15 protein-coding genes are annotated in these 16,091 nt (G+C 67.2%); 9 read left to right on the top strand and 6 right to left on the bottom strand.

The annotated features are described in order from the left end of the window. Positions 1–6: 6 nt before the first annotated feature. Complete coding sequence (locus tag ON32_RS15185) at positions 7–900, bottom strand: metal-dependent hydrolase (RefSeq protein WP_040791541.1); 894 nt, start codon at positions 898–900, stop codon at positions 7–9. Positions 901–998: 98 nt separating this feature from the next. Here ON32_RS15185 and ON32_RS30535 point away from each other — a divergent pair, with 98 nt between their 5' ends. The 6 genes from ON32_RS30535 (at position 999) to ON32_RS15155 (ending at position 9,072) form a co-directional block, all read left to right on the top strand. Continuing rightward, a complete protein-coding gene (locus ON32_RS30535) occupies positions 999–1,613 on the top strand; it encodes a TetR/AcrR family transcriptional regulator (RefSeq protein WP_051133299.1) in 615 nt (204 codons plus the stop codon). A gap of 799 nt (positions 1,614–2,412) precedes the next feature. Next, on the top strand, positions 2,413–3,042 hold the full coding sequence (locus tag ON32_RS15175; RefSeq protein WP_040791539.1) for a DUF8020 domain-containing protein: 630 nt from the start codon (positions 2,413–2,415) through the stop codon (positions 3,040–3,042). Then, the gene (locus ON32_RS28515; protein WP_051133271.1) at positions 3,039–3,749 is read left to right on the top strand and encodes an LppU/SCO3897 family protein; all 711 of its coding nucleotides are present in this window, start codon (positions 3,039–3,041) and stop codon (positions 3,747–3,749) included. Before ON32_RS15175 ends, ON32_RS28515 begins: the two co-directional genes overlap by 4 nt. A gap of 121 nt (positions 3,750–3,870) precedes the next feature. Then, complete coding sequence (locus ON32_RS15165) at positions 3,871–5,562, top strand: alkaline phosphatase D family protein (protein ID WP_040791538.1); 1,692 nt, start codon at positions 3,871–3,873, stop codon at positions 5,560–5,562. Positions 5,563–5,642: 80 nt separating this feature from the next. After that, positions 5,643–7,460: an FAD-dependent oxidoreductase gene (locus ON32_RS15160; RefSeq protein ID WP_051133270.1), complete on the top strand. Its 1,818-nt coding sequence runs from the start codon at positions 5,643–5,645 to the stop codon at positions 7,458–7,460. A 229-nt stretch (positions 7,461–7,689) separates the two neighbouring features. Then, positions 7,690–9,072, top strand: coding sequence for an MFS transporter (locus ON32_RS15155; RefSeq protein ID WP_083874537.1), 1,383 nt, complete (start codon positions 7,690–7,692; stop codon positions 9,070–9,072). A gap of 7 nt (positions 9,073–9,079) precedes the next feature. Here ON32_RS15155 and ON32_RS15150 read toward each other — a convergent pair whose 3' ends face one another. Together ON32_RS15150 and ON32_RS15145 are read right to left on the bottom strand one after the other, a co-directional pair. Further along, complete coding sequence (locus ON32_RS15150) at positions 9,080–10,111, bottom strand: SMP-30/gluconolactonase/LRE family protein (protein WP_051133269.1); 1,032 nt, start codon at positions 10,109–10,111, stop codon at positions 9,080–9,082. A 115-nt stretch (positions 10,112–10,226) separates the two neighbouring features. Then, entirely contained in the window at positions 10,227–10,595 is a 369-nt protein-coding gene (locus ON32_RS15145; protein WP_040791537.1) for an Rv1352/Rv1906c domain-containing protein, read from the bottom strand. Positions 10,596–10,740: 145 nt separating this feature from the next. On the opposite strand from ON32_RS15145, the gene ON32_RS15140 reads away from it, so the two are divergent. Further along, positions 10,741–11,847 carry a CobW family GTP-binding protein gene (locus tag ON32_RS15140; protein ID WP_083874536.1) on the top strand — a complete coding sequence of 369 codons (1,107 nt, stop codon included), beginning with the start codon at positions 10,741–10,743 and terminating at the stop codon, positions 11,845–11,847. Here the strand turns inward: ON32_RS15140 and ON32_RS15135 are convergent. Genes ON32_RS15135 through ON32_RS15125 form a run of 3 tightly spaced genes read right to left on the bottom strand, consistent with a single transcriptional unit; the run spans position 11,799 to position 14,568 of the window. Continuing rightward, complete coding sequence (locus ON32_RS15135; protein ID WP_040791536.1) at positions 11,799–12,248, bottom strand: molybdenum cofactor biosynthesis protein MoaE; 450 nt, start codon at positions 12,246–12,248, stop codon at positions 11,799–11,801. The two genes, ON32_RS15140 and ON32_RS15135, sit on opposite strands and share 49 nt — an antisense overlap. Then, positions 12,248–13,288 carry a bifunctional molybdenum cofactor biosynthesis protein MoaC/MoaB gene (gene moaCB / locus ON32_RS15130; RefSeq protein WP_040791621.1) on the bottom strand — a complete coding sequence of 347 codons (1,041 nt, stop codon included), beginning with the start codon at positions 13,286–13,288 and terminating at the stop codon, positions 12,248–12,250. The genes ON32_RS15135 and moaCB overlap by 1 nt, the downstream gene beginning before the upstream one ends. Continuing rightward, entirely contained in the window at positions 13,285–14,568 is a 1,284-nt protein-coding gene (locus ON32_RS15125; RefSeq protein ID WP_083874535.1) for a molybdopterin molybdotransferase MoeA, read from the bottom strand. The genes moaCB and ON32_RS15125 overlap by 4 nt, the downstream gene beginning before the upstream one ends. A gap of 186 nt (positions 14,569–14,754) precedes the next feature. Here ON32_RS15125 and moaA point away from each other — a divergent pair, with 186 nt between their 5' ends. Both moaA and ON32_RS15115 read left to right on the top strand, forming a co-directional pair. After that, a complete protein-coding gene (gene moaA, locus ON32_RS15120; RefSeq protein ID WP_083874550.1) occupies positions 14,755–15,798 on the top strand; it encodes a GTP 3',8-cyclase MoaA in 1,044 nt (347 codons plus the stop codon). Then, a complete protein-coding gene (locus tag ON32_RS15115; protein ID WP_040791535.1) occupies positions 15,791–16,033 on the top strand; it encodes a MoaD/ThiS family protein in 243 nt (80 codons plus the stop codon). The genes moaA and ON32_RS15115 overlap by 8 nt, the downstream gene beginning before the upstream one ends. Positions 16,034–16,091: the final 58 nt, after the last annotated feature.

Raw genomic sequence — 16,091 nt, 5'->3', positions numbered from 1 at the left:
CTCGCCTCAGTCCCGGTGTCCGCGGGCGGCGGGGGAATGGGCCAGGTAGCGCAGCGCCTTGTCCATCGGGCCGAGTTGGGAAGGATGGAAGTTGCGCCGCAGATAACGCGGCATCTCGGTGAAGAACACCGTCCAACTGGGGATCACCCCGCGGGCGGTGGCCTCGAGGAACTGCCGGCCCCAGAACCGTCCTTTGTCCGGCGAGGGATCCTTGCGGTACAGGTAGGCGGTGGACAGGATGAACAGCGGTAGCAGGGTGGCGGTCGCGAGCAGCGCGGTGCGGGCCCGGCGGGCGTAACTGCCGTCGACGTACATGTACGCGTCGTAGACGACGCTGCGGTGCTCGACCTCTTCGGCGCCGTGCCAGCGGATCAGATCGAGCATGGCCGGGTGCATGCCCTTCTCCTCCAGGATGTCCGCATTGAGCAGCCATTCGCCGATAACGGCGGTGAAGTGCTCCATTCCGGCGAAGAGTCCGAGGCGTTCCTTGAGCCATTCCTGTTCGGCGCGGCCGGTGAGACCGTGGTCGCCGAGGATGCGGTCGACGAGCCAGGCCACCTTCGACACATACGAGTCCACATCCAGACCCAGTGCCTGTAGACGCTTGCGCGCGGCTTCGTGGCTGTCGGCGTGCATGGCCTCCTGGCCGATGAAGCCTTGTACCTCCTCCCGCAGCCGCTCGTCATCGATGTGGGACAGGGCCTGCGCGAGGCAGTGGGCCATGGCCCGCTCGCCTTCCGGAAGGACCAGATGCATCACATTGACGACATGGGTGGCGAGTACTTCACCGGGGATGTAGTGCAACGGAACGGTATCGAAATCGAAGTGCACGTCCCGCGGATTGATCGCGTGTTCCTCGTCGCGGTAGGTGGGCCGCGTCAGGTCAGCCGTCTCAGCCATGACCCGACCATACAAAGCAACAAATCGTATTGCAATGTTGTAGCAACATTTAGTTTGAGAATGTTGCAGATGGCCTGTGACTTGCTAGGTTGGGAACCGTGACGGCCGCATCGACCACTTCAGTGAACCCGAAAGGCGGGGACGACAGCATCGAATCGCGCATTCTGGACGCGGCCTTGGTGCAGTTCGAACGAGTCGGCGTGAAGAAGACGACCGTCGAGGACGTGGCGCGCCAGGCCGGTGTGGATCGGGTGACCGTCTATCGGCGGGTGGGCTCCCGGGACGACCTGGTGCAGGCCGTGGTGAGTCGCGAGGTCGGCTCGGTCCTGGCCGAGGTGGCGCAATTGGCCGACCGGCATGATGACGTGGCCGACCTGGTCGCCGATATCTTCGTCACCGTGCTGTCCCGGTGGCGTGACCATCCCCTGGTGCAGCGGATGTTGACGATCGAGCCCGAGCGGGTCGTGGTGAACCTCACCACCGAGGGTTCGGAGGTCTTCGCCATGTGTGTTGCGACCTCCGTGATCGCACTGGAGCGTGCGGTGCAACGCGGACTGTTGTCCGAGCTTCCGGATATGACCGAGCGTATGGAGGTGGTCTGCCGGGTGGTGCACTCGTTCATCCTCACGCCAGGGGCTGCGGTCCGGCTCGAAACGGAGGCGGAAATGGACGAATTCGCCCGGCGCTACCTGGTGCCGATCATCGTGCGGTGATCCCCGCCGGATGACGTAGGGGCGGCGCGGCCACCCGAGCCGAACGATTCGAACCCGCGGTCTCCCGAAGAGGGCAACCGCCGGGTGGCCGATCGGCTTCGGCCCGCCCTCCCTGCACTGCAACCGAGGTGTCGGTGGATCTCCTCCGATTTCTCCGGGGGTGGGATCCCACCGGAACACGCTTGGTGTGAGCCGGTTTCGGCGAATGGGCGCGGCCACTCGGATCTCACTGCCGACCCGATCGGTGCCGGGGTTGGGAGCGGGTGGGCGCCCGTCCCGAGGGGTGGGCGGTTCGGCGGAACGAAGCCCTCGCCCTGGTGTGCCCGGTTCGTGGCGGTTGCGGGGAGCGTGGGCTTCGGTGTCGGTCGTCGTGTTCTTTCCGCTCGGAATCCGCTCGGAGCGAGCGCAATACCCATGAACGGATGAACCACCCGGGCGGCGACGACGGGATGTCGGGATGGTGGTTGTGTCGAGGGCGTGTTACCCGCCGTGATCGCCGTCACTATTTTCGGAGGGTGGGCGGGAATGTTCGGGCGCCGAATGGTGGATGTGTCCCCGGCCGCCGACTCGGATGTATTGGCATTCTCCTGATAAACGCAGGTTCGGCGACTCGTGACAAACACGGGTCTCGTGGCCGGGCGCCGCAATTGTTTCATTCGCTATTTTCAATGAAATATATCCATTCAAATTATGGAGTTGCCCAGTCCTTTCCAATCCTGGGTAAGGTCGGTGCGCGGCGTAGGATTGCCCGTCGTCCGGCCCCGCAAGCCGGTTTCATGTGAGTAAGGAACTGAAGGTAATGAAGTTCGGCACTTTCGCTGCCACCACTCTTCTGACCATCGCTGCTCTGGGGGTCACCGCCGGTACCGTGCACGCCGATCCGGCCCCGGTGACGACCGAGTCGACCGAGTCGACCGAGCAGCTCCGAACCGAAGGCGTCGACAAGGGGGTCGGATACAAGACCACCGTCGATCGGGAGACCGGCACCATCACCACCTCCGTCGAGGCCGGCCGCTTCGAGCTCGCCTCCGACGGTGAGCGCGCGGTTCTGAAGGCCGACAACGGTGAGGTCGTCGCCGAGGTGCCGTTGACCTACGAGATCTCCGGCAGCAAGGTCTCCGTCGCGCACGAGATCAGCGACGACGGGCACGAACTGGAGCTCACCCCCACCGCGACCGCCGCGGAAATCGGTGAGATGCGGGAGGTCGGCTCCATGGCGCAGCTGACCAACGAGTTGCAGGAGAACGTCGTCGGTGTCGCGGTCGGCGCCGTGCTGGGCGGTCTGCTCGGCGCGCTGATCGGTCTCGGCTTCCTCAGCATCATCACCGGGCCCATCGGGCTGCTCGTCGGCGCCGTCGCCGGTGGCTACGTCATGGGTGGTCAGCCGTTCCTCGACGCCGTCATGGCGGTTCTCCGCGGCGAGCCGTGAGCGATACATCGCCGGAGACCCTGGAGCCGGAGGAGGCATCACCGTCGCCCGCGGCTCGCCGTTCTCGTCTCCTCGTGATCGGATTGGCGGTGGTCACGGCAGCGGTCGTCACCTCGATCATCCTGGCGATCGGCGTGGTGACACTTTTGGCCGCGACCGAGTCCTCCTCGGGCGACCGCAATGCCCTACCCGCCTCCGACACCACCGGGGCGGCGACCGACACCTCGGTGCCGGCCCAGCCGCCGCCGGTGGTACAGATCGCTCCGTCGTCGGCCTCCGCCGAGCCCACCACGACCACCACGACCGACGCCGAGCCCTCCCAGGACTACAAGGAGGCCAAGGAGGCGCCGGAGAAGAAGTTGGAGGTCGGCCAGTGCATCGGCAATCCCGGTGGACCGCAACTCACTCCGGTGTCCTGCGGTAGCGAGGAATCGCGCTACCAGGTGGTCGCCAAAGGGCAGTGCCCGGGCGATACCGACTTCACGCACAGCGTCGGGGAAGAGACACTGTGTCTGGATATCGACTGGGTTGTCGGTAGCTGTATGAGCCTCGACGGTGACCATCCCACCCGGGCCGCCTGTGCCCCGGGTGCCGTGCGGGTGCTCAGCGTGCTTCGCGATACCGTCGCGGTGGAGAGCTGTCCGTCGGCCAATCGCGGATTCGTCTACGACGAGCGCAAGTTCGTCGTGTGCTTCGCGGACCAATAGGGTCCGATGCGATTCCGCGCATCACGCGCTCACGGAACGCCGGTATGACCCGGCGATGAAAACCTGATGACGGGTTCGGTTCATCGACCGAACCCGTCATCGCGCGTTTTACGCTGTTCATATGGCTTTGTCCCGGCGGCGGCTGTTGACCTCGGGTACCGCGCTCGCGGCGGCGCTGTTGGTCGGCTCCACGGCGGTCGGCAGCGCCCGATATCGTGCGCCTCGTTGGTTGGGGGATCCGTTCACCCTGGGCGTCGCCTCCGGCGATCCGACGCCCGAGGGGGTGGTGCTGTGGACGCGGCTCGCACCCGACCCCTTCGCCCCGGATGGGCTCGGCGGCATGGCCATGGCCCCGGTGACCGTCGACTACGAGGTGGCCGTCGACGAAGGCTTTCGACGGATCGTCACCCGGGGCAGCGTGGTCGCGACGCGCGAACTCGCGCACAGTGTGCATCCGGAAGTGCGGGGACTGGAACCCGGCCGCTGGTACTACTACCGGTTCCGCGCCGGTACGGCGATCTCGCCCATCGGCCGCACCCGCACCGCGCCCGCCGTGGGCGTGCCCACGGCGCGGATGCGTTTCGCATTCGCCTCCTGTCAGTCGTGGAGTTCGGGGTATTACACCCCCTACGAGCACCTGAGCGCCGAAGATCTCGATCTGGTGGTGCATTTGGGTGATTACATCTACGAAAAGGAGTGGAGCCGCGGCCGCGCAGGCGTATCGATTCCGGACCATATCCGTACCGAGGCGATCGATCTGGCCGATTACCGCCTGCGCTATGCCCAGTACAAGGCCGAAGCCCCATTGCGCAGGGCGCACGAGGTGTTTCCGTGGATGGTCACCTTCGACGATCACGAGGTCGACAACAACTGGGCGGGCGCCGAACCCGGCTCCGGGATCGATATCCACGCTCATCCAGCGCTGTTTCGCCGCCGGCGGGCGGCCGCCTTCCGAGCGATGTACGAACACCAACCGCTGAGTATCGATCGGCTTCCGTCCGGACCACAGATGCGGCTGCACCGCCGCTACACCTTCGGCGACCTGGCCGAGATCACCATGCTCGACACCCGACAGTATCGATCCCCGCAGGCCTGCGGCGACGGCGGTCTCGTCACCGACTGCGCCGAGCGATTCGACCCGAATCGCACCATCCTCGGCCGACGACAACGGGATTGGCTGCTCGACGGATTGTCCCGCTCCACGGCGCGCTGGCAGATCCTCGGTAATCAGGTGGCCATGGCCCAAACCGACTACGACCCGGGCCCGGCGCTGACCGTGGGTACCGATTCCTGGGACGGTTATGTGGCCGACCGCAATGCAGTGCTCGGCGGCGCCGCCGACCGTGGGGTGCGCAATCTGGTGGTGCTCACCGGAGACCGGCACGAGAACTACGCCGTCGATGTGCGGCGGGACTACTGCGATCCGGATTCGCCGGTCGTCGCCACCGAATTCACCGGCACCTCCATTACGACCGGTGGTGACGGCGCGGATCTGCCGCAGCAGGGTCGGGCGCTGTTGGCGGCCAACCCGGATCTGAAATTCTTCAACCGGCAGCGCGGATATGTCCGCGTGGAGCTGGATCACCGATTGTGGCGTACCGATTTCCGGGTGGTGCCGTATATCCATCGCCCCGGTGCGCCCATCGCCACCCGCGCCGGCTTCGTGGTGGAGGACGGAATACCCGGCACCATCGAGGCGTGGCGCCGCGATCCTCCCGTCGTGTCCGCGCCGGAATCGGATGTACGGGCGGACTCGGCGGGTGAGCAGGCGACCGGTCCGGAGGTGTTGGACGGTCCTCGACCGGCCGGGTAATGGCCATATTGGCCGAAAGTGTCGATTTCGTGTCCGTTGGTGTGTCCTGTCGACGGGCTCACACCCCATAGCCTCTGCGTATGTCCAGCAGCCCTTCCCCGGACACCGGCACCGTCGCCGGGCCCGACCAGACGACCTTCGACTACGACGTACTCATTATCGGCTCCGGTTTCGGCGGCAGCGTGAGCGCGCTGCGCCTGACCGAGAAGGGATACCGGGTCGGCGTGGTGGAAGCCGGGCGGCGATTCGCCGACCACGAATTCGCCAAGACATCCTGGCGCGCCCACAAGTATCTGTGGGCGCCGTGGTTCGGGTGCTACGGCATCCAGCGTCTCACCCTGTTGAAGGACACACTCATCATGGCCGGCGCCGGAGTCGGGGGCGGATCGCTGGTCTATGCGAATACCCTCTATGAACCGCCGGAGAAATTCTTCCGCGACGGCCAGTGGGCGCATATCACCGACTGGAAGGACGAACTCACCCCCTACTACGACCAGGCCAAACGCATGCTGGGTGTGGCCACCAACCCGGCCACCACCCCCAGCGACCGGGTGTTGCGCGAGGTGGCCGAGGAAATGGGTGTGGGCGACTCGTACCAGAGCACCCCGGTCGGCGTGTTCTTCGGCGGGCCGGGCGCGCGCCCCGGGGAGGACGTCCCCGACCCCTACTTCGGTGGGGTCGGCCCGGACCGCCGCACCTGCACCCATTGCGGCGAATGTATGACCGGCTGTCGACACAACGCCAAGAACACCCTGGTCAAGAACTATCTCTACCTGGCCGAGAAGGCCGGTGCGACCGTCCATCCGTTGACCACCGTCGTCGACGTGCGGCCACTGCCCACCGGCGGATACGCCGTGGAAACCGTGCGCACCGGTCGGTGGGTGCGGAAACGGCGGCGGGTGTTCACCGCCGAACAGGTGATCTTCTCCGCCGCCTCCCTCGGCACCCAGCGGTTGCTGCACGCCCTGCGCGACAAGGGTTCGTTGCCGAACATCTCCGGTCGGCTCGGCTACCTCGCCCGTACGAACTCCGAGGAACTACTCGTGGTTCGCAGCCGCGACAAGGACCACGACTTCACCAAGGGGGTGGCCATCACCTCCTCCATCCACCCCGATGCCGACACCCATATCGAGCCGGTGCGCTACGGCAAGGGCAGTAATGCGATCGCGCTGATCGGCACCGTCATGGTCGACGAGGAAGAGGGGGTGTCCAAGCGCCGGGTGTGGCTGCGGGAAGTGTGGCGCAACCGGCGCGACCTGGGTCGGGTGCACAGCCCGCGGCACTGGTCGGAGCAGATGATCGGTCTGCTGGTGATGCAGTCGCTGGACAACTCCATCACCACCTACACCAAACGTGGTCTGTTCGGCCGCAGGATGACGACCCGGCAGGGCGAGGGCAGCCCCAACCCCACCTGGATCCCGGTCGCCCACGAGGTAGCCCGACAGGTGGGCGACAAGATCAACGGGGTACCGGTCGGTCCCACCAGCAGTATCTTCAATATCCCGATGACCGGCCATTTCATCGGCGGGTGCGCCATCGGTGACAGCCCGGAGACCGGTGTGGTCGACCCCTACCACCGGCTCTACGGTCACCCCGGCCTGCATGTGATCGATGGGTCCACCATTTCCGCGAACCTGGGGGTGAACCCGTCGTTGACCATCACCGCCCAGGCCGAACGCGCGGTTGCCCTCTGGCCCAACAAGGGCGAGGCCGATCCGCGCCCGCCGCTCGGCTCCGAATACCGCCGGATCGACCCGGTCGCTCCCGTGGCGCCGGTGGTGCCGGAAACCGCGCCCGCGGCCCTGCGGTTACCGCTGGTACGGATCAACGGTCGTAATCCGGGATCGACCGATCACGCAGCCGACAAACACGCAGCCGACAAAGCGGAGGCCAACTGATTCGACGCCGGTGATCCGCGGCTTGCGAATCGATCGCGGATCACCGGCTGTGCAGCCCGTTCTCCATTTTTCGTGAGCGCATTCACATAGGAGGAGAATCGGCTGGTCACGATGGTTGTTTCCACTGCTGTCGATCATGCGCCGGCGCGCCGATCTGTTTCGTGTCCTCCTATCCCGGGAAAGAACACTCCGGTAGACAGAATGTATCGAGGCAGCGCACAGTGGATCGATGCCGGTCGACCGGGGCGATTCGGCGCGTGGAGAGGACATCGTCGTGACCGACCACTCACAGCCGAATACCCCGCAGATCCGTAAATCGGTCGCCGCGTCCGCCATGGGCAATGCCACCGAATGGTTCGACTACGGCGTCTACGCCGCCACCGCCACCTATCTCACCGATGCCTTCTTCCCCGGTGAGCTCGGCACCCTGGGCACCATGCTCGGTTTCGCCGTCTCGTTCGTCCTGCGCCCGCTCGGCGGTATGGTCTGGGGGCCGCTGGGTGACCGGGTGGGCCGCAAGGCCGTCCTGGCGACGACGATCCTGTTGATGGCCGCGGCAACCGGGCTGATCGGGGTCCTGCCGACCCACGCTCAGGTCGGAGTGCTCGCGCCGGTGCTGCTCATCCTGCTGCGGGTGGTCCAGGGCTTCTCCACCGGCGGCGAGTACGGCGGTGCCGCCACCTACCTCGCCGAATGCGCCTCCGACCGCCGACGCGGTTTTCTCGGCAGTTTCCTGGAGTTCGGCACCCTCGGCGGGTTCGTCGGCGGCTCCGCGGTGGTGTTGGGCTGTCAGCTGCTCATCGGAGCCGACAATATGCACGACTGGGGGTGGCGGATCCCGTTCCTGTTCGCCGTCCCGCTGGGGCTGATCGGGTTGTATCTGCGGAGCAAACTGGACGAGTCGCCGGTGTTCACCGAGGTGAACGAAGAAGCGCATCCGCCGGGCGGGCTGCGTGAGGTGCTCGTCACCTACCGCCGGGAACTGCTGACCCTCGGTGGTCTGGTGGTGGCGCTGAACGTCGCCAACTACACGCTGCTCACCTACCAGCCGACCTATCTGCAGAACACGATCGGTCTCGGCGAATCCACCACCACGGCCATGATGCTGATCGGTCAGTTGGTGATGATGTTGTGCGTGCCGTTCTTCGGCCGGCTGTCCGATAGGGTGGGCCGCCGCCCGGTATGGCTGTTCTCGTTGGTGGGGCTCATGGTGTTGGCCGTGCCGATGTACTGGCTGATGGGTCGGGGGACCGGTTGGGCCGTCGTCGGCTTCATCGTGCTCGGACTGCTGTACGTACCGCAGCTGTCCACCATCAGCGCGACCTTCCCCGCCGTTTTCCCGACCCATGTGCGCTATGCCGGGTTCGCCCTGGGCTACAACATCTCGACCGCCCTGTTCGGTGGCACGGCACCGTTGGTGAACGAGGCGGTTATCGAACAGACCGGCTGGAGCCTGTTCCCGGCCTGCTACATGGTGGGCGCGGCGGCGATCGGTCTGGTGGCCTGGTTGTATCTGCGGGAGACCGCGGGGACATCGCTACGCGGTATCGAGGTCCCCGACGCGGCCGCCGACACCCCGCCGCCGGCCGCGCCGAAGGAAGCGGTCGGCTGAGCGGGGATCAGCCCAGCCGGATCCGCTGTACGTCCCCGGTCTCGGTTCCCGCGAACACCGCCGGATCCGTACCCGCCGACAACGCCACCGCCGTGATCGGCTGGGGCGAATCGATGGCACAGGCGCCGGCGCCCGTCGGGTCGACTCGAACCAGTCGGCCGGCCCGGGTGGTGACGTAGAGCAGGTCGTCGGGGCCGAGTACCACATCACCCGGGCCCGCCGTCAGATCCGCCACCGGGGTGGTGGCCTCGGGATCGGCGATCGGCAGCCGCAGCACCCGGCCCGTCGGGCCGGACGCCACCGTCACGTAGAGCGAGTCGTCGTGGACTGCGACGCCGTGGAAACCGGCGGTCTGTGGAGCGGCGGCGGTCCACTCGGTGTCGACACTGCCGTCGGGGCGCACCCGGGCGATACCGCCGTCGGCGTCGGTGACATACAGATTGCCGTCCCGGTCGAAGGCGGCGCCATTGGTCATCCCGATACCGTCGACGAAGACCTCCGGAACCGGCGCCGGCGCGGTCGGGTCGAAGCGCACCACACCGCCGGTGCGCAGCAGGGCACTGGTGATGAGATTGCCGAAGTTCACATACAGCATCCCGTCCGGGCCCGGACGAATCGTGCCGGGGAAGGTCACCGGCACGCTGGCGGTGAGATTACCGGCCGGATCGTAGCGTTCCACGACATTGCGGAAAACCCGCGACACCCACAGGTTGCCGGCAGCGTCCAGGCCCACATTATCCGAGCGGTCCAGCAGCGGAATCCGCGCGGCGACCGCTGTGGTCACGGTGGCGGGAGCGCACGGCTGCGGCTGCGCCGACGCGGGGGCCGGAACCAGCAGTGTCGCGCCCACCACGGCGAATGTGGCGAAGGAGGCGCCGAAACGGCCGAGGGTCCGCCCCGGGGACGGTCGCGCGGCGTGACCGCGCAGTGGTAGGGAAGCCGCCCCTCGATTCCGGAAGCGGCTGCGCAGTGTTCGACTGCGCGGAAAACGGTGTCCCGGTTGCGCGTTCGGCACGGTGATCCTGTCTTCGGTGTCCATGATTCAGATCGAGCCGGATCGTAGGATGTCCGACACCCCGCCCGCAAGCGGTTGGGGTGACGGCCGTCCCCGACCAGAGGATTCGTCGGGAAACGGCCGAGGTGACGATTTCGGCTCAGCCGCCGAAAGAACCGGTCGGGGGCCGGGGAACCATCCGCCAGGGACCGCATCCCACGGTGCGGAATCCGACGTCGGAGGGCTTGATCGTGACGCGTACCGGATGATTCTTCGTGTAGTTGTTATCGATGATGTGGTGCATATTCGTCGCGTCTCCCTCGACTTTCCACAGTCGACGCCAATCGCAGCTGCGGGCCGGGTCGGGAGACCCGGGAGCCTCGTAGGTTCCGGGCAGAATATCCACCCCCACCAGATAGATGCCGTCGCGCGGTATGGAATCGGCGGGTTGTGCCGCCGCGATACCACTGCCCAGCACGGTGGCCGTCGACAACAGCGCAGCGGCGGCGAGCAACGTGCTTGCGCGCATTCGATGTACTCCTCGGTATTGCCGGTATTGCTCAACGCGATGAGATCCCCCCGAATCTCCCCGGCACACTAACCAGAACGATGCATCGATTTTCGGAAAATCACCAGAATTCTCTTGCGCGAATGCAATCGGTAGGGTGACGCGAGTGGCCGAGCGGATTCCTGTGATCATCGTGGCCGGTTATCTCGGAGCAGGTAAGACGACTCTGCTCAATCGGCTGCTGCACAACAATCGCGGCACCCGCATCGGGGTGGTGGTCAACGATTTCGGCGCCATCGCCATCGATTCCATGTTGGTCGCCGGACAGGTCGATGCCATGGTCTCGCTCGGCAACGGCTGCGTCTGCTGTGCGGTGGATGTATCCGAGCTGGACGAACTGTTCACCAGGCTCGCCGACCCGCGGCAGCGCATCGATGTGATCGTGCTGGAGGCCAGTGGCCTGGCCGAACCGCGCAACCTGATCCGGATGGTGGTCGGCAGCGACAATCCGCGTATCCGCTACGGCGGACTGCTCGAGGTGGTGGACGCCGAACTATTCCCCGACAGCCGGGCGCGACATCCCGAACTGGCCGATCACCTGCGGCTCGCCGATCTGGTGGTGGTGAACAAGGCAGACCGGGTGGGCGCGGCCGAATTGGCCGCCCTGCGCGCCGAGATCGGCGCCCTCGCGGCCGGTGTGCCGGTCTACACCACCACCCAGGGCCGGATCGAGCCCGGTCTGCTGTTCGATCCGGCGCAGCGCGAGACCCCGCGAATCGCCGAACAATTGAGTTTCGACGAACTGCTGGCCGAGCCCGACCATCCCGACGACGCTCACCGGCATCTGCACGACGACTACACCAGCGTCTCGTTCCGCAGCACCACCGCCCTGGACCCGCGCCGCCTGCTCGGGGTGCTGGAGGACCCGCCCGCCGGGCTTTTCCGCGCCAAGGGCTTCGTCACCCTCGCCGCGCCGGAGAGCGAATGCCGGTTCGTTCTGCACCAGGTCGGCCGGGCCATCACCTTCGAACCGGATCGGCCCGCCCGCGGGGCCGCGGGAACGAGCGAACTGGTGTTCATCGGTGCCGGCCTGGATACCGAGGCAACCCTCGAGCGGTTGCGCGCCACGGTTCGCGCGGAACACGAACCACCGGACGAGCAGGGCCTGCTCGGGGTGTGGCGATATGTGCCCGACCCGGCCGCGCCCTGGTCGGAATCGGTGGATCAGCCGCAGGCGTTGACCCACTCCGACATACCGTCGGCGAACAGCTGACGCTTCCAGATCGGCACTTCGTGTTTGATCCGGTCCACCAGCAGCGAACAGGCCTCGAAGGCCTCGGCGCGGTGCGCGGCCGCGACGGCGGTGACGACCGCCAGATCACCCACCACCAGATTGCCGATGCGATGCACCGCGGCCACCGGCAGTCCCGTCTCCGCGGCGACCTCCGCGCAACAGCGGTGGAGGAAGCGTTCGGCCTGCGGGTGGGCCGAATATTCCAGCGCCGATACCGCCTGGCCGCCGTCGTGGTCGCGGACCACACCGGTGAACACCACCACCGCGCCGTAGTGGGGGCCGCCGACCGCGCGGTCGACCACGGTCGGGTCGAGTGGTTCCGTGGTGATCCGGGCGATCCGGACCGGATCGGTCGTTGTTTCGGTTCGTATCTCGGCCATCACTTGTTTCCGTTCCCGGGCTCGTGGCCCTCGTGCCCACCTCCGCCGGCCACCTGCTCGAGCAGATGGTCCAACAGGGGTTCCAGCACCGCGATACCGTCGCGCACCCCACCCGGGGACCCGGGGAGGTTCACCACGACCGAGCGTCCGGCCAATCCGGCCACCCCACGGCTCAACGCGGCCAAGGGGAATTTCGCGGTGCCGCGCTGTCGGATGGCCTCGGCCACCCCGGGGAGTTCACGGTCCAGAACGGCGAGTGTGGCCTCCGGGGTGCGGTCGGTGGGTGAAGCGCCGGTGCCGCCGGTGGTGACGACCAGATCCGGATGCGTCCGCAGGGCCTCCGCCAGACCGTTCGCGATATCGGCGTCGGCGTAGACGAGCGGTCCGCGCACCGTATAACCGAGACCGGACAACCAGCGCGCCAGATGCGGGCCGGTGGTGTCGGCGCGGGCGCCCACCGCAGCGCCGGTGGAGGACACGAGCACCACCGCGGAGCCCTTGTCGCCGTGCGGGCCGCCGGAGACGGTGTCGGTGCTCGTGGTCGGTGCGGCCGGTGGGTGCTCGTCGTGTTCCGGTCTGGTCCAGTGCCCTCGCTTACCGCCCTCTTTGGTGAGCAGCCGCACCCCGTCGAGAGTCGCGGCGGGATCGACCGCCTTCACCATGTCGTGCAGGGTGAGCCCGGCCACGGCGACGGCGGTGAGCGCCTCCATCTCCACCCCGGTGGGGCCCTTGGTCTTCGCGGTGGCCTCGATGGTGATCGCGTCCTCGGTGAAACCGAACTCGACCTTCACCGACGACAGCGCCAATTGATGGCACAGGGGGATCAGTTCGGAGGTCTTCTTCGCCCCCGCGATACCGGCGATCCGGGCGGTGGACAACACATCGGCCTTGGGCATGCCGTCCGCGCGGACCAGCGCCACCACCTCGGCGGTGGTCCGCAACTCACCGGCTGCGACGGCGACTCGGGTGGTATCGGTCTTATCGCTCACGTCCACCATGCGGGCGCGGCCATCGGAGTCCACATGCGACAACTCACTCACAGCGACCACACTCGCACAGTGGCGCCGACCGGCAATTCGGTGACCGCCTCCGGGACCTCGATCAGCACCTCCGCGGCGGCCATACTCGCCACCAGATGCGACCCCGGCCCCGACACCAACTCCACCGACCGGGGCTGCTCCGCCCCACGCGTCCACCGGCCACGCAGGAACTGGCGTCGGCCCTCAGGGGAACGCACCGCCGACAGTAGGGGCGCCTCGGAGGCCTCCACCGCGGGCAATCCCGCCAGCCGGCGCAGAATCGGCCGGGCGAACACCTCGAACGACACCAGGGTGCTCACCGGATTACCGGGAAAACTCAGCACCGGCACCCCCTCGACCACGGTCAGTCCCTGCGGTCCGCCGGGCTGCATCGCCACGGACCCGAACCACCCGCCCAGCGGTCCCAGCACCTCCCGAACCACCTCGAAATCCCCCCGGGACACCCCGCCCGAGGTGAAAACCAGGTCCGCCGCGGCGGTGGTCTCGGCGAGCAGCCGCTGGAACGCGGCGGGGTCGTCGCCACTGTGGTCGATCCGGGTGACGGTCACACCGTTTGCGCTCAGCGCCGCGGCCAGCGCAATTCCATTGGAGTCGTAGATCTGTCCGGGGCCCAGCGGGCTGCCCGCGGGAACGAGTTCGTCACCGGTGGTGATGACCGCTGCCCGGATCGGTTCGAAAACCCGCACATCCGATACACCCACCGCCGCCAGGGCGGCGATATGACGCGAGGCCAAGGTGGTTCCCGCGGCGATCAGTGGGGCCCCGGCCCGGATATCGGTGCCGGGTTCGCGGACGAACGCCCCGGATTCGCGACCCCGGTCGATCACCACCTCGCCGCCGCGCACCCGGGTGTCCTCCACCGGGATCACGCAGTCGGTGCCGGCCGGGACGGGAGCCCCGGTCATCACCTTGCGCGCCGTACCGGGCGCCAGCGGCTCCGGTGCGGGTCCACCCGCCGCCACCACCCCGGTCAGCGGCAGCGTCACCGGTGCGTCCGCCACGTCCTGCGCCCGCACCGCATAACCGTCCATGGCCGAATTACGGAAGACCGGCAGGTCGATCGGCGCCCGTATCTCCTCGGCCGTCTGTCGGCCCAGGGCGTCGGGCACCGGCACCGTTTCGAGCGGTCGGGCGGCGAGCGGACGTAGCAGCTGCTCGATGCGGTCGCGATACTCGTCGACCGAATGGATGGTCGGAAGTCGGTCGTCCCTCCCGGACGACGCGGTTTCGGATGACCGTGGAGGGGCCGCGGGACCGCCCGTCCGATGCCGAGAACACATGCACTCAGCCTAATGGGCCCCGCCGGGCCGCAGATCGCTGTTATCGCACTCCGCACCCACCGTCGACGGCGTGTCGCGGTACTCGGGCCGATCGCGTCCCGGGTGGGCTTTCCGCCGACCCGCGCGGCCCACCCGACGGCACAATCGGACACCTGCCGTCATAATGGAGGCGTGTCGCTGGTCGATATGGGGATTCCCACCGTGCGCTCCGGGCGTCCCTCGCTCGACGGACGCCCGGAAACACCGCTGTTGGTGGACCGTTTCGGTCGAATCGCCCGCGACCTGCGGATATCCATTACCGAGAAGTGTTCGCTGCGCTGCACCTACTGCATGCCCGAGGAGGGGCTGCCCGCCATCCCGCCCGATGAACTGCTGACCGCCGAGGAAATCGTGCGGTTGGTAGCGCTGGCGGTGCGCGATCTCGGTGTTCGCGAGGTGCGGTTCACCGGTGGGGAACCGCTGATGCGCCGGGATCTGGAACAGATCATCGCCGGCTGCCATGAGGCGGCACCGCATATCCCGTTGGCCATGACATCCAACGGCATCGGTCTGGAACATCGGGCCCGTGCCCTGGCCGAGGCCGGTTTGCGCCGGGTCAATATTTCCCTCGACACCGTCGACCGTCTCGGTTTCGCCCGCCTCACCCGGCGGGATCGATTGGATTCGGTGCTGGCCGGTATTCGCGCCGCCGCCCGCGCCGGTCTGGCCCCGGTGAAGGTGAACGCGGTACTCATGCGCCCCACCCTGGCCGGTGCGCCCGATCTGCTGCGCTGGTGTCTGGACGAGGGTTGCGAACTACGGTTCATCGAGGAGATGCCCCTGGACGCCGACCACGAGTGGGCCCGGACGAATATGGTGACCGCCGCCGAACTGCTCGATGTGCTCGGTTCCCGTTACGAACTCACCGAACTCGGTCGCAGCGACCCCGCCACGCCCGCGGAGACCTGGCTGGTCGATGGCGGCCCGGCCACGGTCGGCATCATCGCCTCGGTGACCCGCAAATTCTGCGAGAGTTGCGACCGGACTCGACTCACCGCCGATGGTATGCTGCGCTCCTGTCTGTTCAGCGACGAGGAGTTCGATATACGTCGGGCGCTGCGCTCCGGCGCCGACGACGCCGAACTGGCCGAGCTGTGGCGCGGCGCCATGTGGCAGAAATGGGCGGGTCACGGTATTGATGCCGCGGACTTCGTCCCACCGGAACGCACGATGGGAGCCATCGGTGGTTGAGGTCCGCTATTTCGCAGCCATCGCCGACGCTGTCGGCAAGGACACCGAAACCCTCGATCTTCCCCCCGGTTCCACTGTCGCGGACCTGCGTGCCCGGCTGCTCGCCGATTACGGTTCGGAACTGGACAAGATGTTGTCGGTCTGCGCCTACCTCGTCGGCGACGAACTCACCCGGGACACGGGAGCCGCGTTGAGCTCCCGGGTCGATGTGTTGCCGCCCTTCGCGGGGGGCTGAACCGGTCCGCGGAGAGTGGGTCGCGACGTCTCGTGCGGTTCGTCGCGGCCGGTTACCC

This window comes from Nocardia paucivorans NBRC 100373, from assembly GCF_000308675.1.
Classification (GTDB): domain Bacteria; phylum Actinomycetota; class Actinomycetes; order Mycobacteriales; family Mycobacteriaceae; genus Nocardia; species Nocardia paucivorans.
This window is presented reverse-complemented; position numbering and strand designations above follow the sequence as displayed.

Coding starts and splice junctions, on each gene's coding strand:
- ON32_RS15125 (WP_083874535.1), bottom strand. CDS start 14,568: ATGTGTTCTCGGCATCGGACGGGCGGTCCCGCGGCCCCTCCACGGTCA.
- ON32_RS15150 (WP_051133269.1), bottom strand. CDS start 10,111: ATGGACACCGAAGACAGGATCACCGTGCCGAACGCGCAACCGGGACAC.
- ON32_RS15155 (WP_083874537.1), top strand. CDS start 7,690: ATGCCGGTCGACCGGGGCGATTCGGCGCGTGGAGAGGACATCGTCGTG.
- ON32_RS15135 (WP_040791536.1), bottom strand. CDS start 12,248: ATGGCCGAGATACGAACCGAAACAACGACCGATCCGGTCCGGATCGCC.
- ON32_RS15175 (WP_040791539.1), top strand. CDS start 2,413: ATGAAGTTCGGCACTTTCGCTGCCACCACTCTTCTGACCATCGCTGCT.
- ON32_RS15145 (WP_040791537.1), bottom strand. CDS start 10,595: ATGCGCGCAAGCACGTTGCTCGCCGCCGCTGCGCTGTTGTCGACGGCC.
- ON32_RS15165 (WP_040791538.1), top strand. CDS start 3,871: ATGGCTTTGTCCCGGCGGCGGCTGTTGACCTCGGGTACCGCGCTCGCG.
- moaA (WP_083874550.1), top strand. CDS start 14,755: ATGGGGATTCCCACCGTGCGCTCCGGGCGTCCCTCGCTCGACGGACGC.
- ON32_RS15185 (WP_040791541.1), bottom strand. CDS start 900: ATGGCTGAGACGGCTGACCTGACGCGGCCCACCTACCGCGACGAGGAA.
- ON32_RS15160 (WP_051133270.1), top strand. CDS start 5,643: ATGTCCAGCAGCCCTTCCCCGGACACCGGCACCGTCGCCGGGCCCGAC.